Source organism: Kitasatospora sp. NPDC040550 (genome assembly GCF_055594965.1).
The window spans coordinates 64,631-84,506 of the sequence record NZ_JBVIWC010000019.1; the positions used below are offsets into that span (position 1 = coordinate 64,631).

At 73.2% G+C, this 19,876-nt stretch carries 18 protein-coding genes; 12 read left to right on the forward strand and 6 right to left on the reverse strand.

Features of this window, described 5'->3' with window-relative positions; translation table 11 throughout:
- Window positions 1-70 precede the first annotated feature (70 nt).
- From mmsB to chvE, 3 genes are all read right to left on the reverse strand, one after another.
- Window positions 71-1,306, reverse strand: a complete 1,236-nt coding sequence (mmsB, locus tag ACZ58X_RS26035; RefSeq protein ID WP_470336009.1) for a multiple monosaccharide ABC transporter permease — start codon at window positions 1,304-1,306, stop codon at window positions 71-73.
- A gap of 3 nt (window positions 1,307-1,309) precedes the next feature.
- Window positions 1,310-2,857 carry a multiple monosaccharide ABC transporter ATP-binding protein gene (mmsA, locus tag ACZ58X_RS26040; protein WP_470336010.1) on the reverse strand — a complete coding sequence of 516 codons (1,548 nt, stop codon included), beginning with the start codon at window positions 2,855-2,857 and terminating at the stop codon, window positions 1,310-1,312.
- Window positions 2,858-2,966: 109 nt separating this feature from the next.
- Window positions 2,967-4,061, reverse strand: coding sequence for a multiple monosaccharide ABC transporter substrate-binding protein (gene chvE, locus ACZ58X_RS26045; RefSeq protein ID WP_470336011.1), 1,095 nt, complete (start codon window positions 4,059-4,061; stop codon window positions 2,967-2,969).
- Window positions 4,062-4,618: 557 nt separating this feature from the next.
- Here chvE and ACZ58X_RS26050 point away from each other — a divergent pair.
- The 8 genes from ACZ58X_RS26050 (at window position 4,619) to ACZ58X_RS26085 (ending at window position 13,573) form a co-directional block, all read left to right on the forward strand.
- Window positions 4,619-6,100 (forward strand): arabinofuranosidase catalytic domain-containing protein, encoded by a 1,482-nt coding sequence (locus ACZ58X_RS26050; RefSeq protein WP_470336012.1) that lies wholly within the window; start codon window positions 4,619-4,621, stop codon window positions 6,098-6,100.
- Between the two features lie 112 nt (window positions 6,101-6,212).
- Window positions 6,213-6,623, forward strand: a complete 411-nt coding sequence (locus ACZ58X_RS26055; protein WP_470336013.1) for a hypothetical protein — start codon at window positions 6,213-6,215, stop codon at window positions 6,621-6,623.
- A 278-nt stretch (window positions 6,624-6,901) separates the two neighbouring features.
- The gene (locus ACZ58X_RS26060) at window positions 6,902-7,894 is read left to right on the forward strand and encodes a LacI family DNA-binding transcriptional regulator (RefSeq protein ID WP_470336103.1); all 993 of its coding nucleotides are present in this window, start codon (window positions 6,902-6,904) and stop codon (window positions 7,892-7,894) included.
- A gap of 309 nt (window positions 7,895-8,203) precedes the next feature.
- Window positions 8,204-9,901 (forward strand): ribulokinase, encoded by a 1,698-nt coding sequence (locus ACZ58X_RS26065; protein ID WP_470336014.1) that lies wholly within the window; start codon window positions 8,204-8,206, stop codon window positions 9,899-9,901.
- Window positions 9,898-10,575 carry an L-ribulose-5-phosphate 4-epimerase gene (locus tag ACZ58X_RS26070; RefSeq protein ID WP_470336015.1) on the forward strand — a complete coding sequence of 226 codons (678 nt, stop codon included), beginning with the start codon at window positions 9,898-9,900 and terminating at the stop codon, window positions 10,573-10,575. Before ACZ58X_RS26065 ends, ACZ58X_RS26070 begins: the two co-directional genes overlap by 4 nt.
- Window positions 10,576-10,590: 15 nt before the next feature.
- Window positions 10,591-12,099, forward strand: a complete 1,509-nt coding sequence (araA, locus tag ACZ58X_RS26075; RefSeq protein ID WP_470336016.1) for an L-arabinose isomerase — start codon at window positions 10,591-10,593, stop codon at window positions 12,097-12,099.
- A gap of 101 nt (window positions 12,100-12,200) precedes the next feature.
- On the forward strand, window positions 12,201-13,289 hold the full coding sequence (locus ACZ58X_RS26080) for an aldose epimerase family protein (protein ID WP_470336017.1): 1,089 nt from the start codon (window positions 12,201-12,203) through the stop codon (window positions 13,287-13,289).
- A 14-nt stretch (window positions 13,290-13,303) separates the two neighbouring features.
- Window positions 13,304-13,573, forward strand: coding sequence for a hypothetical protein (locus ACZ58X_RS26085; RefSeq protein ID WP_470336018.1), 270 nt, complete (start codon window positions 13,304-13,306; stop codon window positions 13,571-13,573).
- Window positions 13,574-13,589: 16 nt separating this feature from the next.
- Here ACZ58X_RS26085 and ACZ58X_RS26090 read toward each other — a convergent pair whose 3' ends face one another.
- Complete coding sequence (locus ACZ58X_RS26090) at window positions 13,590-14,243, reverse strand: GOLPH3/VPS74 family protein (RefSeq protein WP_470336019.1); 654 nt, start codon at window positions 14,241-14,243, stop codon at window positions 13,590-13,592.
- A gap of 192 nt (window positions 14,244-14,435) precedes the next feature.
- Here ACZ58X_RS26090 and ACZ58X_RS26095 point away from each other — a divergent pair, with 192 nt between their 5' ends.
- A complete protein-coding gene (locus ACZ58X_RS26095; RefSeq protein ID WP_470336020.1) occupies window positions 14,436-14,837 on the forward strand; it encodes a nuclear transport factor 2 family protein in 402 nt (133 codons plus the stop codon).
- A complete protein-coding gene (locus ACZ58X_RS26100) occupies window positions 14,834-15,070 on the forward strand; it encodes a hypothetical protein (protein ID WP_470336021.1) in 237 nt (78 codons plus the stop codon). The genes ACZ58X_RS26095 and ACZ58X_RS26100 overlap by 4 nt, the downstream gene beginning before the upstream one ends.
- A gap of 21 nt (window positions 15,071-15,091) precedes the next feature.
- Here ACZ58X_RS26100 and ACZ58X_RS26105 read toward each other — a convergent pair whose 3' ends face one another.
- Together ACZ58X_RS26105 and xylA are read right to left on the reverse strand one after the other, a co-directional pair.
- On the reverse strand, window positions 15,092-15,691 hold the full coding sequence (locus ACZ58X_RS26105) for a PadR family transcriptional regulator (RefSeq protein ID WP_470336022.1): 600 nt from the start codon (window positions 15,689-15,691) through the stop codon (window positions 15,092-15,094).
- A gap of 194 nt (window positions 15,692-15,885) precedes the next feature.
- Window positions 15,886-17,058, reverse strand: coding sequence for a xylose isomerase (xylA, locus tag ACZ58X_RS26110; protein WP_470336023.1), 1,173 nt, complete (start codon window positions 17,056-17,058; stop codon window positions 15,886-15,888).
- A 97-nt stretch (window positions 17,059-17,155) separates the two neighbouring features.
- Here xylA and xylB point away from each other — a divergent pair, with 97 nt between their 5' ends.
- Both xylB and ACZ58X_RS26120 read left to right on the forward strand, forming a co-directional pair.
- On the forward strand, window positions 17,156-18,586 hold the full coding sequence (xylB, locus tag ACZ58X_RS26115; RefSeq protein WP_470336024.1) for a xylulokinase: 1,431 nt from the start codon (window positions 17,156-17,158) through the stop codon (window positions 18,584-18,586).
- Window positions 18,587-18,598: 12 nt separating this feature from the next.
- Window positions 18,599-19,828, forward strand: coding sequence for an ROK family transcriptional regulator (locus tag ACZ58X_RS26120; RefSeq protein ID WP_470336025.1), 1,230 nt, complete (start codon window positions 18,599-18,601; stop codon window positions 19,826-19,828).
- The last annotated feature ends 48 nt before the right edge of the window (window positions 19,829-19,876 follow it).

The following is a 19,876-nucleotide window of genomic DNA, read 5'->3' on the forward strand; positions in this document are numbered from 1 at the left end:
GAACGCGGCAGGACGGGCACGGTGCCGGCGCACCGTGCCCGTCCTCACTCGTCACTCGTCGCTCACCGGATCAGGAGCCGGCCCGGCGCTTGTTGTAGACGTCGAAGCCCACCGCCGCGAGCAGCACCAGGCCCTTGATCACCTGCTGGTAGTCGGTGCCGACGCCGACCAGTGACATGCCGTTGTTCAGCACGCCGAGCACCAGGCCGCCGATGATCGCGCCCATGACGGTGCCCACGCCGCCGCTGGCGGAGGCGCCGCCGATGAAGGCGGCGGCGATCGCCTCCAGCTCGAAGTTGATGCCGGCCTGCGGGGTACCGGCGTTGAGCCGCGCGGCGAAGACCAGCCCGGCCAGCGCCGCCAGGACGCCCATGTTGGTGAAGGCGAGGAAGACGACCCGCTTGCTCTTCACGCCGGACAGCTTGGCCGCCGCCTCGTTGCCGCCGATGGCGTAGGTGTGCCGGCCGATGATCGAGTTGCGCATCAGGTAGCCGAAGCCGACCAGCAGGGCGCCGAGGATCAGCAGGACGATCGGCACGCCGTGGTAGCTGGCCAGCAGCAGGGTGAACACGACCACGGCCGCCGCGATGACGGCGAGCTTGGCCAGGAACAGCCCGAGCGGGAGCACCTCCAGTCCGTACGAGGCGGTCCGGCGCCGGCCGCGCAGCTCCTGCAGGATCGCGACGGCCAGCACCGCGAGGCCGAGCAGCAGGGTGAGGTTGTGGTAGTTGGTGTGCGGGCCGACCTCGGGGAGGAAGCCGCTGCTGATGCTCTGGAAGCCCTTGGGGAACGGCGCGACGGACTGGCCCTGGAGCAGGATCTGGGTGCCGCCGCGGAACAGCAGCATGCCCGCCAGGGTGACGATGAAGGACGGGATGCCGAGGTAGGCGATCCAGAAGCCCTGCCAGGCGCCGGCGAGGGCGCCGATCACCAGCGCGATCAGCATCGCCACGGGCCACGGCAGGTGGTGCTCGACCATCATCACCGCGGCGGCGGCCCCGACGAAGGCGGCCAGGGAGCCGACCGACAGGTCGATGTGCCCGGCGATGATGACGATCATCATCCCGATCGCCAGGATGAGGATGTAGCCGTTCTGCTGGATCAGGTTGGTGATGTTGAGCGGCTGGAGCAGGATGCCGTCCGTCCACACCTGGAACAGCAGCACGATCAGCGCCAGGGCGACCAGCATGCCGTACTGGCGCACGTTGCCGCGCAGTGCGCGGGCCAGGGCGGCGCCGACGGACGGGCTCGGGTCGGGCTCGGGCCCGTTCTGGGCGGAGTCCGGGAGGATCTCGGTCTGGGCCATGCCTTACACCTGCTCGTTGCTGGAGGCGGCGCTCATGGTCATGAGTCGCATGAGGGATTCCTGGGTGGCGTCTTCACGGGCGACCTCGCCGGTGATCCGGCCTTCGGCCATGGTGTAGATGCGGTCGCACAGGCCGAGGAGTTCGGGGAGTTCCGACGAGATGACGAGCACGGCCTTGCCCTGGGCGGCCAGTTCGGCGATCACGGTGTAGATCTCCGCCTTGGCGCCGATGTCGATGCCGCGGGTCGGCTCGTCGAGGATCAGCACCTCGGGCCCGGCGAAGATCCACTTGCTGAGCACGACCTTCTGCTGGTTGCCGCCGCTGAGCGTGCCGGTCCGGGTGAACACCGTCGGCGCCTTGATGTTCATCGTCCGCCGGAACGATTCGGCGACCTCGGCCTCCTCGTTCCGGTCGACCCGGCCGTACCGGGAGACCTTGCCGAGCGCGCTCAGCGAGATGTTCCGACTGATGTCGTCGATGAGGTTGAGGCCGAGCTGCTTGCGGTCCTCGGTGACGTAGGCGATGCCGTGGCCGATGGCCTCCGGCACCGTCCGGGTGCGGATCTCGCGGCCGTGCAGCATCACCCGGCCACCGGCCCAGCGCCCGTAGGAGCGGCCGAAGACGCTCATCGCGAGTTCCGTGCGGCCCGCGCCCATCAGGCCGGCGATACCGACGATCTCGCCGCCGCGCACGTTCAGCGAGGCGCCGTCCACCACCGTGCGCTGCTGGTCGATCGGGTGGCGCACGGTCCAGCCGTCGATCTCGAAGGCGACCTCGCCGATGTCGGGGGTGCGCTCGGGGTAGCGGTGCTCCAGGTCGCGGCCGACCATGCCGCGGATGATGCGGTCCTCGGAGATGCCCTCCGGGCCGATCGCGATGGTCTCGATGGTCTGCCCGTCGCGCAGGATCGTGACGGAGTCGGCGACCCGGGCGATCTCGTTCAGCTTGTGCGAGATGATGATGCAGGAGATGCCCTGCGCCTTGAGCTCCAGGATCAGGTCGAGGAGCTTGCGGCTGTCCTCGTCGTTCAGCGAGGCGGTCGGCTCGTCCAGGATGAGCAGCTTGACCTTCTTGGCCAGCGCTTTGGCGATCTCCACCAGCTGCTGCTTGCCCACACCGAGGTCGGCGATCCTGGTGTGCGGGCTCTCGTCCAGGCCGACCTGGCGGAGCAGTTCGCCGGCGTGGGTGAGGGTCCTGTGCCACCGGATGACACCCCGGTCGGCGTGCTCGTTGCCGAGGAAGACGTTCTCGGCGATGGACAGGTACGGCACCAGGGCGAGTTCCTGGTGGATGATGACGATGCCGCGCTGCTCGCTGGCCCGGATGTCCTTGAACTGGCAGGGCTCGCCCTCGAAGAGGATCTCGCCCTCGTAACTGCCGTGCGGGTAGACCCCGCTGAGCACCTTCATCAAGGTGGACTTGCCGGCGCCGTTCTCGCCGCAGATGGCGTGCACCTCGCCGGCCGCCACGGTCAGGTTGACCTCGGAGAGCGCCTTGACACCGGGGAACGACTTGCTGATCGACCGCATTTCGAGAACGGGTCCAGCCATGGTTGTGCGTCCGTATCGTTCGGGGCGGTGCGGCCCGTAGGGCGCCCGGGGGAGTCCGGGCGCCGCACCGCCGGTTCGGCGCGGGGCCCGTCGAGCGGGCCCCGCAGGGCTACTTGAGCTGGTCGGCGGTGTACTGGCCGCTGTCGACCAGGACCTTCTGGTAGTTGTCCTTGTCGACGCTCACCGGCTGGAGCAGCTGGGCCGGAACGACCTTCGCGCCGTTGTCGTACTGGGTGGTGTCGTTGACCTCGGGCTTCCCGCCGGTCAGCAGCGCGTCGCCCATCTGGACGGCGACCTTGGCGAGCTGGCGGGTGTCCTTGTAGACGGTCTGGGTCTGCTCGCCCGCGATGATCGACTTCACCGAGGCCAGCTCCGCGTCCTGGCCGGTGACGATGGGCAGGGACTTCGCGCTGCCGTAGCCCACGCCCTTGAGCGAGGAGATGATGCCGATCGAGATGCCGTCGTACGGGGACAGGACGGCGTCGACGTGGGCGCCGGTGTACGCCTTGCTGAGCAGGTTGTCCATCCGGGACTGGGCGAGGCCGCCGTCCCAGCGGAGCGTGGCGACCTGGTTGAACTCGGTCTGGCCGCTCTGCACGACCAGCTTCTTCTGGTCGATGTACGGCTTGAGCACGCTCATCGCGCCGTTGAAGAAGAACGTCGCGTTGTTGTCGTCCGGTGAGCCGGCGAACAGCTCGACGTTGAACGGACCCTTGCCGTCCTTGAGACCGAGCTTGTCGGCGATGTACCCGCCCTGGAGGACACCGACCTTGTAGTTGTCGAAGGTCGCGTAGTAGTCGACGTTCTGGGTGCCCCGGATCAGCCGGTCGTACGAGATCACCGGAATGTGCGCGTCGGCGGCCTTCTGCAGCACGTTGGTGAGGGAGGAGCCGTCGATGGCGGCGATCACCAGCAGCCTGGCACCCTTGGTGATCATGTTCTCCACCTGGGAGACCTGGTTCTCCACCACGTTGTCGCCGTACTGCAGGTCGGTCTTGTAGCCCTTGGCCTGGAACTCCTTGACCATGTTGTTGCCGTCGTCGATCCAGCGTGCCGACGACTTGGTCGGCATCGCGATGCCGATGAGCCCGCCCTTGGCGTCGCCCTTGGCGGCCCCGTCGCCGACTCCGTTGGCGCTCTGCCCGCAGGCCGCCAACGAGAGCGTCAGGCCCGCTGCGACGAGGCCCGCTGAAAGCTTCCGCACAGTTCCTCCATGGTGATGTTCCGCGACCGGCGCAGCGCGCCCCTGCTGGGCGGCTGGAAGCGGTCGAGCGGGCCGGGGCCGGAGCGGACCCTCGCGCTGTGGAACGTTGGGGTGGCCGTAGCTCTGGCCTGGCGTGAAATGAAGTGTTAACGCTCACAACAGCGTCGTCAAGGGGCCTCGGGTCACCGTTGGGTCGCGGTGTCCCGGGGTCGGGTCCGTCCGGATGCGAACGGTTGGACGGGGGTGGATCGAAGGGGTGACAGCCGGGCGAATCCGTGTCGATTCGGCGTCCGTCCGGAGGGCTTCCTCGTGCGGGGCGACGACGTCGCAGGTGAGGCCGAAGACGGATCCCCGGGAGTGGTCGACCGTCGCGCTGTCCCGGCGGACGGTGCCGCAGTGCCGCGTCAGAAGCCTTGACGGGACACCGTCGGTGCGGGCACTGTCGCCGCTCCAGGAACTCTTCGCTTCCGGCTCGGGCGGGAGGACTCTGTCCCGGGCTGGATTGTTAGCGCTCACTTTCCCGTTGGGCCGCGCTCAACGACGAGCAGGGAGACAGCATGAGTGACACCAGGACCACCCGGGGACGGGGCGCGCTGCGCCGCCTCGCCCGGGCCGGGGCGGCCCTCGCCGTCCTCGTCGGCGCGCTGGCCGGCGCCACCGCGACGAGCGGTGCGGCCCAGGCCGCCGCACAGGGGCCGTGCGACATCTACCGCGCCGGCGGCACACCGTGCGTGGCCGCGCACAGCACCACGCGCGCGCTCTACGGCGGCTACGCCGGGCCGCTGTACCAGGTCCGGCGCGCCTCGGACCAGGCGCTGCGCGACATCGGCGTGCTGAGCACCGGCGGCTACGCCGACGCCGCGGCCCAGGACGCCTTCTGCGCGCGCACGAGTTGCGTGATCACCGTCATCTACGACCAGAGCGAGCGGCACAACCACCTCACCCAGGCGCCCGGCGGCGGGGCCGCGCCCGGCCCGGACAAGCTCGCGGACGCCACGCTGGCGCCCACCACGCTCAACGGCCACCGCGCCTACGGCGTGTACGTCGCCCCGGGCACCGGCTACCGCAACAACCACACCTCCGGCGTCGCCACCGGCGACCAGCCCGAGGGGATGTACGCGATCCTCGACGGCACCCACGCCAACGGCGGCTGCTGCTTCGACTACGGCAACGCCGAGACCAGCAGCAACGACACCGGAAACGGCCACATGGAGGCCATCTACTTCGGCACCATCAAGGTCTGGGGCTACGGCTCCGGGCCGGGCCCCTGGGTGATGGCCGATCTGGAGAACGGCCTGTTCTCCGGCGTCAACACGCGCTACAACGCCAACGACCCGACGGTGAACCACCGTTACCTGACGGCCATGGTCAAGGGAGCCCCGAACCAGTGGGCGATCCGCGCCGGCGACGCCCAGTCCGGCGGCCTGTCGACCTTCTACTCCGGTCCGCGCCCGAACGCGGCGGGCTACGACCCGATGCACAAGGAGGGCGCGATCATCCTCGGCATCGGCGGCGACAACAGCAACAGCTCCGCCGGCACCTTCTACGAGGGCGTGATGACCGCCGGCTACCCGTCGGAGGCCACCGAGAACGCCGTCCAGGCCGACATCGTCGCCGCAGGCTACGCCAATTCCCCGGCGGCCGCCTCGGGGGCGCTGAGGGGCACCGGTTCGGGCAAGTGCCTGGACGTCCCCAACGCCTCCACCGCACCGGGGACTCAGGCGCAGATCTCCAGTTGCTCCGGCGGGGCGAACCAGACCTGGACCCGCACGGCGGGCGGGCAGCTCACCGTGAACGTCTCCGGCAGCACGCTGTGCCTGGACGCGTACGGCGGCGAGACGGCCGACGGCACCAAGGTGGTGACCTGGCCCTGCAACGGCGGCGCCAACCAACAGTGGCAGCTCAACTCCGACGGCAGCGTCACCGGTGTCCAGTCCGGCCGCTGCCTGGACGTCGCCGGAGGGCTCGGCGCCGATGCCACACCCGTCCAACTGTGGAGCTGCTGGGGCGGCGACAACCAGAAGTGGACCCTCGGGTAGTCCCCGGCTCCGGCCGGGCAGGCGCGCAGCCCGCGCCTGCCCGGCCGGAATCCGCCGTGCGGCGTCGGGCCCTCCGGGGCTCGACGCCCGCGCCGTCACCGGGCACGACGCGGTGGACACGTGCGGCGCCCGGGAGTTGCGCGCGGACGGCGACCCACTGGTGGTCCCGGGCCGGGAGGTGACCACCCGGGACGGGCACCGGCTCGCCCTGGGGCTCCGGCCGGGGCAGCTGGTCGACCGGCGCTGCGGCGCCGTGGACGGCGGGATCGAGCGGCAGCCGGCGGAGCTCCGCCAGAGCGGCGGGCTGTGTGTGGTGGCGCACCCGTGCGTGCCGTACGGGTCGGGCTCGTTCCGGCACCCGTATCAGGGGCCCGATCTGGTCGAGGTGCGGAACGGGCCGTGGAGTCCGGAGCTGCCGTGGCAGGCGGACGACGTGGCGGCGCCGGTGGAGTCGGCCTTCGTCCGGGCGAGGTCCGCGACGCCGAAGGCGGTACGGCGGCGCTCACCAGCCCGATCCTCGTGACCTGACCGCGCCGCGTACCGGCCCGCTCACCGGCCGCCGCTGTCCGTGCGGGCGGTGGGACGGCGATCCGGGCAAACTCCTCCGCGGCGAGGGGTGAGCGTTGACTTGGCGATAGCGGCACATGGCAGCGGAGCGCGGAGCTGGTATCAAGAGAAGCCACCGGTTGTACCGAGGGTGACGGATTGGCCTGGACCTGGTCGCGTACTGTGGTCCACAATCGTGAGGAGGGGACTGCAGTGGCAACCGACAGCACCGGGACGGAACAGCGTCAGCCCGTGATGGCGGACGTGGCGAAACTGGCGGGTGTGTCCCACCAGACGGTGTCCCGGGTGCTCAACGGCGCCCCGCACGTGAAGCCCGGCACCCGGGACCGGGTGCTGGCGGCCATCCGGGAACTCGACTACCGCCCCAACTCCGCGGCCCGCGCCCTGGTCACCCGCCGCTCGCAGACCCTCGGCGTGGTCAGCTTCGAATCGACCCTCTACGGCCCGGCCTCGATGCTGGACGGGATCGAGCGGGCCGCGCGCAGCGCCGGGTACTTCGTGACCGTGACCAGCCTGCGTTCCCTGGACGGCCGTTCGGTCCAGGAGGCCGTCGACCGGCTGCGGGACCAGGGGGTGGAGGGCGTGGTGGTGATCGCGCCGCAGACCTCCTCCGTCAGTGCGGTGGCACGCCTCTCCAGTTCCGTGCCGCTGGTCGCGGTCGGCTCGGGCGACCGGGCGCGCGTGCCCATGGTGTCGGTGGGCAACCGGTACGGCGCCGGCGAGGCCACCGGGCACCTGATCGACCTCGGGCACCGCACCGTGCACCACCTGGCCGGTCCGGTCAACTGGCGGGAGAGCCAGGACCGGGAGGAGGGCTGGCGGCTCACGCTGCAGGCGGCCGGATGCCCGGTGCCGGAGGTGGAGCGCGGGGACTGGAGCGCCCGCTCGGGCTACCAGGCGGGGCTGCGGATCGCCCGGCTGCGCGAGGTCACCGCCGTCTTCTGCGCCAACGACCACATGGCCCTCGGCCTGCTGCGGGCCCTCCACGAGGCCGGCCGGGCCGTCCCGGAGGAGATCAGCGTGATCGGCTTCGACGACATTCCGGAGGCCGCGTACTTCACCCCGCCGCTGACCACGGTGCGGCAGGACTTCGGCGAACTCGGCAGGCGGGCCCTGGAACTGCTCGTCGCCGAGCTGGAGGGCGGCGCGCAGTCCTCGCCGACCCAGCTGGAGATCGGCCCGGAGCTGGTGCTGCGGCGCAGCGCGGGACCGGCCGTGCGCCGATGAGCCGACCCGGCGCCCGGTCCCCGGGCGCCGGGTCCGCAGACTGACCGATGCTGTCCGCCGCCTCCCTTGACATGCCGATTGTTAGCGCTAACAATCTCCGTGAGCGTTAACAGAAACGCCCCCTCCACCCCGCCGGCCGGGCCACCGCATCCCGCTTCCGTGAGCCCGGCCGACGGTTCCGCGTTCCGCCGCCTCACGAGGGAAAGACGGCGGAATGAAGCCTGTCGCCGGTGCGGACCGCCCTGCCCCGGTCGAGGACCGCACCGGCGACAGACGACGACGCACACCCCTCCCACGAAGGATGAGCACGTGACCGTGACCCCTCCCGCCCAGGACCCCGACCGGTACGTCGTCGGCGTCGACTTCGGCACCCTCTCCGGCCGCGCAGTGGTGGTCCGCGTCCGGGACGGCGAGGAGGTGGGCACCGCCGTCCACGACTACCCCCACGCCGTGATCGAGAGCGACCTGCCCGGAACCGGCCGACCGCTCCCGCCCGACTGGGCGCTCCAGCACCCGGAGGACTGGCGCGAGGTGCTGCGCACCGCCGTCCCGGCCGCGGTCGCCGCCGCCGGCGTCGACCCCGCGCACGTCATCGGCATCGCCACCGACTTCACCGCCTGCACCGTCCTGCCGGTGCTCGCCGACGGCACCCCGCTGGCCGAGACCTCCGCCTGGTCCGGCTACCCGCACGCCTGGCCCAAGCTCTGGAAGCACCACGCCGCGCAGCCCCAGGCGGACCGGATCAACGAACTGGCCCACGCCCGCGGCGAGAAGTGGATCGCCCGCTACGGCGGGAGGATCTCCGCCGAGTGGCAGTACGCCAAGGCCCTCCAGGTCCTGGAGGAGGCCCCGGCCGTCTACGCCGCCTGCGAGCGCTGGATCGAGGCCGCCGACTGGATCGTCTGGCAGCTCACCGGCGCCGAGAGCCGCAACACCTGCACCGCCGGGTACAAGGGCATCCACCAGGACGGGAGTTACCCGAGCGAGGACTACCTCGCCGCGCTGCACCCGCAGTTCGCCGACTTCGCCCGCACCCGCCTGGAGCACCCGCTCTCCCCGCTGGGCTCCCGGGTCGGCTCGCTCACCCCGCAGGCGGCGCGGTGGACCGGCCTGCCCGAGGGGATCGCCGTCGCCGCCGGCAACGTCGACGCCCATGTGGCCGCACCGGCCGCCCGCGCCGTCGACAACGGCCAACTGCTCGCCATCATGGGCACCTCCACCTGCCACGTCGTCAACGGCGCCACCCTCGCCGACGTCCCCGGCATCTGCGGCGTCGTCGAGAACGGCATCGTCACCGGCTCCTACGGTTACGAGGCCGGGCAGAGCGCCGTCGGCGACATCTTCGCCTGGTGGCTGCGCCAGGGCGTCCCCGCGGACTACCTGGCCGAGGCCGAGGCCAACGGCGAGGACCTGCACCGGCTGCTCACCCGCAAGGCCGCCGCCCAACCCGTCGGCGCGCACGGCCTGGTGGCACTCGACTGGATGAACGGCAACCGTTCCACGCTGGTGGACCACCACCTGTCCGGCGTGATCGTCGGGCTCACCCTGGCCACCCGCCCCGAGGAGGTCTACCGGGCCCTGCTGGAGGCCACCGCCTTCGGCACCCGCGTCATCGTCGAAGCCCTGGAGCAGGGCGGCGTCCCCGTCACCGAGTTCATCGTCACCGGCGGCCTCAAGAAGAACGCCCTGCTGATGCAGATCTACGCCGACGTGCTGCGCCGCCCGGTCTCGGTCGCCGAGTCCGAGCAGGGCCCCGCGCTCGGCTCCGCGATCCACGCGGCGGTCGCCGCCGGAGCGTACCCGGACGTGCGCACCGCGGCCGCCGCCATGGGCCGGGTACGGCAGGGCGCCTACCTGCCGGACCCGGCCGCAGCCGACACCTACGACCTCCTCTTCGCCGAGTACCGCGCCCTGCACGACCACTTCGGTCTCGGCGCCGACCAGCTCCTGCACCGCCTGCGCGACATCCGCAACGCCGCCCTCACCACACCGAGCGAGGCCCCGTGAACGTGATCAACGCGACCATCGACGCCATCCGCCGCCAGGTCAGCGACCTGCATCAGGAGCTGGTCCGCTACAACCTGGTGGTCTGGACGGCCGGCAACGTCTCCGCCCGCGTCCCCGGCGAGGACCTGCTCGTCATCAAACCGAGCGGTGTCTCCTACGACGCGCTGACGCCCGGGAACATGATCGTCTGCGACCTGGACGGCACGGTCGTCGAGGGCGAGCACGCGCCCTCCTCCGACACCGCCGCGCACGCCTACGTCTACCGCCACCTGCCCGAGGTCGGCGGCGTGGTCCACACCCACTCCACCTACGCCTGCGCCTGGGCGGCCCGCGGCGAGGCCGTCCCCTGCGTCCTGACCGCGATGGCCGACGAGTTCGGCGCCGAGATCCCCGTCGGCCCGTTCGCGCTGATCGGCGACGACTCGATCGGCCGGGGCATCGTGGACACCCTCAAGGGCCACCGCTCACCCGCCGTGCTGATGCAGAACCACGGCGTCTTCACCGTCGGCAAGGACGCCGAGGCCGCCGTGAAGGCCGCCGTGATGTGCGAGGACGTGGCCCGCACCGTCCACCTCTCCCGCCAGCTCGGCGAGCCCCTGCCCATCGCCCAGGCGGACATCGACAGCCTCAACCACCGCTACCAGAACGTCTACGGCCAGCCCCAGGGCCGGTAAGAAGGAGCCACCCCCGTGAAGAAGCCGCTGAACGGACGCCAGGTCTGGTTCCTGACCGGCAGCCAGGGCCTCTACGGCGAGCAGACGCTGCGCCAGGTCGCCGAGCAGTCCCGGCAGATCGCCGCGGCCCTGGACGGCGCCCCGGCGATGCCCGTCGAGGTGGTCTGGAAGCCCGTCCTCACCGATGCGGACGCCATCCGCCGCATCTGCCTGGAGGCGAACTCCGCGGACGGGTGCATCGGCCTGATCGCCTGGATGCACACCTTCTCCCCGGCCAAGATGTGGATCGCCGGACTCGACGCCCTGCGGAAGCCGCTGCTCCACCTCCACACCCAGGCCAACGTCGAACTGCCCTGGGACTCCATCGACATGGACTTCATGAACCTGAACCAGGCCGCCCACGGCGACCGCGAGTTCGGCTACATCCAGTCCCGCCTGGGCGTCCCCCGCAAGACCGTCGCCGGGCACGTCAGCGACCCGGCCGTGGCCGCCCGGGTCGGCGCCTGGGCCCGCGCCGCCGTCGGCCGCGCCGAACTGCGCAGCCTCAAGCTCGCCCGCTTCGGCGACAACATGCGCGACGTCGCCGTCACCGAGGGGGACAAGGTCGAGGCCCAGCGCCGCTTCGGGGTCTCCGTCAACACCTACGGCGTCAACGACCTGGTCGCCGCGGTGGACGCGGCCGAGGACGCCGACGTCACCGCGCTGGCCAAGGAGTACGAGGACGGCTACCGCCTCGCCCCCGAGCTGCGGGCCGGCGGGGAGCGCCACGAGTCGCTGCGCCACGCGGCGCGGATCGAGCTCGGCCTGCGCGGCTTCCTGGAGCGGGGCGGCTTCTCGGCGTTCACCACCAACTTCGAGGACCTCGGCGGACTGCGCCAGCTGCCCGGCCTCGCCGTCCAGCGGCTGATGGCCGACGGCTACGGCTTCGGCGGCGAGGGCGACTGGAAGACCGCCACCCTGCTGCGCACCCTCAAGGCGGCCTCCAGCGGCCTGCCCGGCGGGACCTCCTTCATGGAGGACTACACCTACCACCTGGAGTCCGGCTCCGAGTTGATCCTCGGCGCGCACATGCTGGAGGTCTGCCCGAGCATCGCGGCCGGGACCCCGTCCTGCGAGATCCACCCGCTGTCCATCGGCGGACGGGAGGACCCGGTCCGCCTGGTCTTCGACGCCGAGCCCGGCCCGGCCGTGGTGGTCGGCCTCGCGGACCTCGGCGACCGGTTCCGGCTGGTCGCCAACGAGGTGGACGTGGTCGAGCCGCCGGCGCCGCTGCCGCACCTGCCGGTCGCCCGCGCGGTGTGGAAGCCGCGTCCGGACCTCCACACCTCCACCGAGGCCTGGCTGACGGCCGGCGGGCCGCACCACACCGTGCTCACCCGGGCGCTCGGCGCCGAGGAGCTCGACGACCTCGCCGAGATGCTGGGGGTGGAACTCCTGCTGATCGACGAGGACACGTCCCTGCGCCGCTTCACCAAGGAACTGCGCTGGAACCAGGCGTACCACCGCCTGGCCCAGGGGCTGTGAGGCCCGTGTCCCGAACCGACGACGCCCGCCGAGCCGGCGGGCGTCGCCCGTTCACGCCGAGACCCCTCACGCCGAGACCCCGCACGGAACGGAGCGGCCGCGTGCCGGGAGAAGCGCTCACATCGACGGGCGAGGTGACCGTCTCCCAGGACGTCACCGCGACGCTGCCGGACGGACGGCCCGTCACCAACTGGACCCTCGCCGCGCCCCGGGGCGTGAGCGCCGAGGTGCTCGGACTCGGCGCCCGCCTCCAGGCCCTGTACGCGCCGGACCGGAACGGGGTGCCGGCGAACGTCGTCCTCGGCTGCGACGGGGTCGAGGACCTGCTCGGGGAGGCCGTGTACCTCGGGGCGACCGTCGGCCGCTACGCGAACCGGATCGCGGGCGGGGAGTTCCCGCTCGGCGGCACCACGCACCGGGTGGCGGCCCCGCCCGGCGGCCACGCCCTGCACGGCGGAACGGACGGTTTCGCCTCCCGGCTGTGGGACGGCGTCGCGGTCCGGGCGGGCCGGCGGGCCGGGGTGCGGCTGCGGCTGCACAGCCCCGACGGCGACCAGGGGTTCCCGGGAGCGCTCACGGTCGAGGTCACGTACCTGCTCGACCCGGCGGGTGAGCTGTGGATCGGCTACCGCGCGGCCACCGACGCCCCGACGGTCGTCAACCTCACCAACCACGCGTACTTCAACCTGGCCGGCGAGGGCGACGGCACGGTGCTGGACCACCTGCTGCGGGTGGAGGCCGGCGGGTACCTTCCGGTGGACCAGGGGCTGATACCGGTCGGACCGGTGGCGCCGGTCGACGGCACGCCCTTCGACCTGCGCGAGGCCCGGGGGATCGGGAACCGCTTCGTCGAGGGGAACCGGCAGCTCCTCCGGGCCGGCACGGGCTTCGACCACAACTGGGTCCTGGACGGCAGCGGGTTCCGGCAGGTCGCCACTCTGAACCACCCGGCCAGCGGCCGGCGCCTCGACTGCCTGACGACGGAACCGGGCATCCAGGTCTACACCGGCAACCACTTCGACGGCACCCTGACCGGCCGGTCCGGGCGCCCGTACGGCGCGTACGCGGGCGTCGCGCTGGAGACCCAGCACTTCCCGGACTCGCCGAACCGGCCCGAGTACCCCTCCACCGTCCTGCGCCCGGGGGAGGAGTTCCGCTCGATGACGGTGTACCGCTTCTCGGCGGAGTAGGGGGCACCCGGCCGATGCGCCCGCTGTTCTTCGGCTTCCCCGAGGACGAACGCGCCTGGGACGTGGACGACCGGTTCCCGCTCGGCCCCGATGTGCTGGTGGCACCCGGGTACGAGGCCGGCGCCCGCTCCCGCCGGGTGTACGTGCCCTCCGGCGCCCGCCGGCTCGACCCGGCCACCGGCCGCGCCGTCGAGGGCGGGACGACGCTCGACGCGGACGTCCCGCTGGAACGCCTCCCGGTCCTCCTCCGGGAAGGGGCCGAGGTCGGGGGCCTGCTCCGCTGACCCCGGCCGGGGCCGGTCAGCTCCCGCCCATGCCGCCCTGGGCGGCGACGATGGTCAGGTTCAGCCCGTTCACCGCCCGCGCCAGGCCCGGGGTTCCCTCGGCGAGCCGGGCGGTGAGCGCGGCGACCCGCTCGCGGTGGGCCCGGCGGTCGTGGCCCGACAGCACCAGCCGCAGGTGTCCGTGGGCGGCCAGCGCCGCGAGGACCGCGTCGCCGAACGGCACCGCGGCGACCGGGGCGCCGCCCCGGACGACCTCGGCCACCCGCAGCTGGAGGTCCAGGGCCTCGCCCGGATCGTCCACCGCCACCGCCCGGTGCGGCGCGACCGGGCCGTAGGGGTCGCGGTCGGCCATCGTCACCGCGCCGAGCACCGCGAGCCGCTCCTCGACGGCCTCCAGGGTGTCCTCGCGTCCGCGCCTGATCCACGCCTTCCAGGAGCGCGGCCGCTCGGCCACCTCCGCGATCAGCGCGTCCAGCACTGGGTCCCCCGTGGCAGCGGCGGAGACGATCCGCACCCGGCCCGCCCCGTCCTCGTCGACGGCGCCCCGGTGCGCGAGCTCGGCCAGGGCGGCGGCCCGCACCAGGAACCCGGCCCGGGCGCGGTCCTGCAACGACTGCGCCCGGGTGTCGAAGGCCAGCAGATAGGCGTCCAGATGGAGTCCTCGGCTCATGGGACCGACGATACGGCGCGCCGCCCCGCCCGCCGTCGCCCCGCGGGAGGACCCGCCCTCCATCTGCGGGAGCACGCCCGGCCCGCCTCGGAGGCACCAGGTGCGTCGACGTCACCCTCGACAGTGCCGGGACGGGGAGGCTAGGCTCACGCGCAGGCAAGCTATTCAATTCGTTGACTATGGAGCCCGCCCGTGCACCCCTTCCGCGCAGCCGTCGAGGCCGGCGACCACGACGCCATCGAGGCACTCCTGGCCGAGGACGTCGTCTTCACCAGCCCCGTCGTCTTCAAGCCCTACCCGGGCAAGGCCATGACCGCCGCGATCCTGCGCGGCGCAGCACGGGTCTTCGAGGACTTCCGCTACGTCCGCGAGATCAACGACCCCGGAGGCCGCGACCACGCCTTCGTCTTCAAGGCCACCGTCGACGGCCGCGAGGTGCACGGCTGCGACTTCCTCCACCTCGACGAGGACGGCCTGATCGACGAGTTCACGGTGATGGTCCGCCCGCTCTCCGGTGCGCAGGCACTCTCCACGGCGATGGGCGCGCAGTTCGAGCGGATCGCCGCCGAGGCGCTGGGTGCGTCCGGGGCGTGAGCGCGACGACGGGCCCGCGCCGCCACGTCGCGGTCGGCGACCGCCGGGCCGAGGGGCTGCCGCCGCTTCCGGCGGCGGGGGCCGGGCGGCGGGCCGCCCAGGAGGCCGCCCGGATCGGCACCCTCCTCGGGCCGCGGCTGGTGCGCCGCCCGCGCGGCCGCTCCTCCGGTGACGGACGGGGCGCGAAGCGCCCGGACCTGCGGCCCGTCGAGGTTCCCCGGCCCGTTCACTGAGCGGGCGGGCCCCGGGATCCGTCAGACCGGGCCCTGCGCCGGTCCCTGCGCCGCGGGGGCCGGCGCGGTGGCCCGCCTCCGGTCCAGGACGGCGAGTGCCTGCTCGCACCAGCGCTGGTTCTCGCGCTCGAACGACAGCCCGCGCATCAGCGTCAGATACGGCCCGATCCGCTCGGCCGTGGCGAGGTACTCGTCCTCGAAACGCCCGTCCAGCAGCCGCGCCCGCAGGCGCTCGTAGCGGGCCACCTTGGCCTGCGCCCACACCAGGCGTTCGAGCAGCGCCGCGCGCACGGCCTCCGGGTCGCCCGCGTCCACGGCCTGCACCTGGACGAGCAGCTCGTCCCGGATCGCGGACGGCCGGGGCGGGGCGGCCGTGAACGACCGCAGGGCGGCGCGGCCCGCCTCGGTGAGCGAGAACAGCCGCTTGTTCGGCCGCCGCTCCTGCTCGACGACCCGGGCGCTGATCAGCCCCTCGGCCTTCATCCGGTCCAGCTCCCGGTAGAGCTGCTGCGGGGTGGCCATCCAGAAGTTCGCCGCCGACGCGTCGAAGGCCTTCGTCAGGTCGTAACCGGACGCCTCGCCCTCCAGGAGGGTCGACATGATCGCGTTGCGCAGGGCCATGCCGACAGCCTAGCGAGCGCCGGGGACAGCGGCCACTGAGGCGAATAGTCAAGAAGTTGCCTACTCCTCAGGCCTCCGCCGGGACGGCCGGCACGGAGGTCCACGCCTTTCGTTCCGATGGGGGAAGGGAAGCTGCGCCGACCTGGTCGTGCGGCCCTGCCCGACCCGGGTGGCGCACCCGTTCCGGGTTCCGGTCAGCGGGCGCCGAGGAGGTGCTCCAGGGCGAGCTGGTCCAGCTGCTCGAAGGCCATGCCGCGCACGGCGGCGGCGTCCACGTCGAACTCCTCGAAGGCGGAGCGGTCCGCCAGCAGCCCGGCCAGGCCGTCCCCGGCCGTGGGGAGGGCGAGTTCGGGCAGGCGGGAGGCGGTGAGCGCGGCCTGGACCTCCGGGTCGGCCCGGAAGGCGCGCGAACGCTCCGCCAGCAGCAGGTAGTTGCGCATGCAGCCGGCCGCCGAGGCCCAGACGCCGTCGGAGTCCTCGGTGCGCGGCGGCTTGAAGTCGAAGTGCCGCGGGCCGTCGTACCCGGCCGACTCCAGCAGGTCGACCAGCCAGAACGCCTGGCGCAGGTCGCCCGCGCCGAAGCGCAGGTCCTGGTCGTACTTGAGGCCGGACTGGCCGTTGAGGTCGATGTGGAACAGCTTGCCGTGCCACAGGGCCTGGGCGATGCCGTGCGGGAAGTTGAGCCCGGCCATCTGCTCGTGGCCGACCTCCGGGTTGAGGCCGACCCGCTCGGGGCGCTCCAACTCGTTGATGAACGCCAGGGCGTGGCCGACGGTGGGGAGCAGGATGTCGCCACGCGGCTCGTTGGGCTTGGGCTCGATCGCGAACCGCAGGTCGTAGCCCTGCTGCTCGACGTACTCGCCGAGCAGGTCGAAGGCCTCCTTCAACCGGTCCAGCGCGGTGCGCACGTCCTTGGCCGCGCCGGACTCGGCGCCCTCGCGCCCGCCCCAGGCGACGTAGACGGAGGCGCCGAGTTCGGCGGCCAGGTCGATGTTGCGGATGGTCTTGCGCAGCGCGTAGCGGCGCACGTCGCGGTCGTTGGCGGTGAAGGCGCCGTCCTTGAAGACCGGGTGGGTGAAGAGGTTGGTGGTCGCCATCGGGACTTTCAGCCCGGCGGCGTCCAGCGCGGCGCGGAAGCGCTTGACGGTCTCCTCGCGGGCGGCGTCGCCCGTACCGAAGGGGATCAGGTCGTCGTCGTGGAAGGTGACGCCGTAGGCGCCGAGTCCGGCCAGCCGCTGCACGGTCTCGACCGGGTCGAGGGCGGGGCGGGTCGCGTCGCCGAAGGGGTCGCGCCCCTGCCAGCCGACGGTCCAGAGACCGAAGGTGAACTTGTGCGCGGGGGTGGGGGCGAGCGGGTCACTGGACATGGAACGGCTCCCGATGAGTGCCAGGGGGTGTTTGTCAGGACTCTCAACAAATTAGTATGCCGGGACGTCGGAAGGAACCCCCGTACCGGAGGAACGCATGGCTGAGCAACGCGTCGTGATCGGCTTCGACAGCTCGACCCAGTCCACCAAGGCCCTCGCCGTCGACCTCGACACCGGCACCGTCCTCGGCCAGGGGCGCGCCCCGCACACCGTCAGCACGCGAGCCGGCCGCGAGAGCGACCCCGAGCAGTGGTGGCGGGCGCTCGGCGAGGCCGCGGCCGCGACGGGCTGGGCCGACCGCGCCGCTGCCGTCTCGGTCGCCGGTCAGCAGCACGGCCTGGTCACCCTCGACGTGTCCGGGGCGCCGGTCCGCCCGGCGCTGCTCTGGAACGACGTCCGCTCCGCGCCGCAGGCCGGCGAACTGACCGCCGCGATCGGCGCGGCGGAACTCGCCCGCCGCACCGGCAGCGTCCCCACGGCCGCCTTCACCGCCTCCAAGTGGGCCTGGCTGCGCGCCAACGAGCCCGCCGCCGCCGAGCGGACCGCCGCCGTCCGCCTCCCGCACGACTTCCTGACCGAGCGGCTGACCGGGGAGGCGGTCACCGACCGGGGCGACGCCTCCGGCACCGGCTGGTGGGGCCCGGACGGCTACGACCGCGACCTGCTCGCCCGCATCGGGCTCGACCCGGCCCTGCTGCCCCGGGTCCTCGCGCCGGGCGCCCGCGCCGGTACCGTCCGCCCCGGCACGCCGCTGCGGGAGGGCGCCGCGGTGGCCACCGGCACCGGCGACAACATGGCCGCCGCCCTCGGGCTCGGCCTTCCGCCCGGCCGGCCGGTGCTCAGCCTCGGCACCTCCGGCACCGTCTACGCCGTGGGCCGGGACAGGCCCGCCGACCCGACCGGCACCGTCGCCGGCTTCGCCGACGCCCTCGGCCACTGGCTGCCGCTGGCCTGCACGCTCAACTGCACCCTCGCCGTCGACCGCTTCGCCGCCCTCCTCGGGCGAGACCGCGAGGAGGTCGAGGAGGGCGGCACCGCCGTCGTCCTGCCCTACCTGGACGGCGAGCGCACCCCGGACCTCCCGGGCGCCTCCGGCCTGGTCCACGGGCTGCGCCACGACACCACCCCGGGCCAGCTGCTGCAGGCCGCCTACGACGGCGCCGCCCACGCCCTGTTCGCCGCCCTGGACGGCGTGCTGCGCGCCGCCGGCGCCGACCCGGCGGGCGAGCAGCCGCTGCTGCTCATCGGCGGCGGCGCCCGGGGCCGGGCCTGGCAGCGGACCGTACTGCGGCTCTCCGGCCGGGCCGTCCAGGTGCCCGACGCCCAGGAACCGGTCGCACTCGGCGCGGCCGCCCAGGCCGCCGCGCTGCTCACCGGCGAGCAGGCCGACGACGTGGCGCGCCGCTGGCGGACGGCCCACGGTCCGGTGCTGGAGCCGGTGCAGAGGGACGAGGACGCGCTCGCGCGGATCGGCGATACCCTGCGACGGGCCGGGGCCTTGCAGGGCGCCCCGGTCGAGGACCGGTAGGAGGGGCAGCGCGTGACAGCGGTCGGCAGGGCGGCGGGCAGGGGAGCGGAGCACGGGCCCGCCTCGCTGCAGGACATGCGGCGCCAGAACCTCTCGGTCGTCCTCGCCGCCGTCGCCGCACACAGCCCGCTCTCCCGGGCGGACGTCTCCGGGCGTGTCGGGCTGACCAGGGCCGCCGTCTCCTCGCTCGTCGACGAACTGATCGGCCGCGGAGCGGTGACCGAGGCCGAGGCCACGGCCAGCGGACGGGTCGGCCGGCCCGGACGCGCCCTCACCATGGCCGACGACGGCCCGGCGGGCCTCGGCCTGGAGATCGGCGTCACCCACCTCGGCGCCTGCGTGGCCGACCTGCGCGGAGAACCGCGGGTGTGGCGCCGGGTGGAACGGGCCAACGCGGGCCGGCCCGCCGAAGCCGTCCTGGCGGACCTCGCCGCGCTGGCCGACGAGGCCCAGACCGAGGCCGCCGCCCTCGGACTGCGCGTCGCCGGCCGCGTCCTGGCCGTCCCCGGGGTGGTCCCCAACACGCCGCGCGGACTGCTGGAGCGCGCGCCCAACCTCGGCTGGCACGGCGTCCGGCTCGCCGACCACTGGCCGGACCCGGACACCGTGCCCGAGCCGGAGAACGAGGCCAACCTCGGGGCGCTGGCCGAGTACTGGAACGCCGGGAACCCGGTGGAGACCTTCGTCCACGTCTCCGCCGGGGCCGGAATCGGCGCGGCCCTGGTCATCGACGGGCGGCTGTTCCGGGGCGCCCGCGGCTTCGCCGGGGAACTCGGCCACATCCCCGTCCACCCGGACGGCCCCCGCTGCCCCTGCGGCGCCCGGGGCTGCCTGGAGCAGTACGCGGGCGAGGCGGCCGTGCTGCGCGAGGCCGGCCTCGCGCAGCACGACGGCGCGGGCACCGGCGACCCGGTCGCGCTGCTCGCCGAACGGGCGGCGGCCGGGCACCCGCCGACCCTGGCGGCACTGGAGCGCGCGGGCCGCGCCCTCGGCCTGGCGCTCACCTCCGCCGTCGACCTCATCGACCCGGACCGCCTCGTCCTCGGCGGCGCCTACGCCGAACTCGCCGGGTGGCTGCTGCCCTGCGTCCGCGCCGAGCTGGCCGAGCGCGTCACCGTACGGCCGTGGGCCGAGGAGGCGCTGCGCCCGGCCGCCCTGGGGCGGCGCGGGCCCCTGCTCGGCGCGGCGCTGACGACGGTCCGGCGCATCATGGCCGATCCGACGCTGCTCCCCGCCGCCTGATCAGGAGCCCGCGCGGCACCAGGACGACCCCCTGCCGGTCATGCCGGA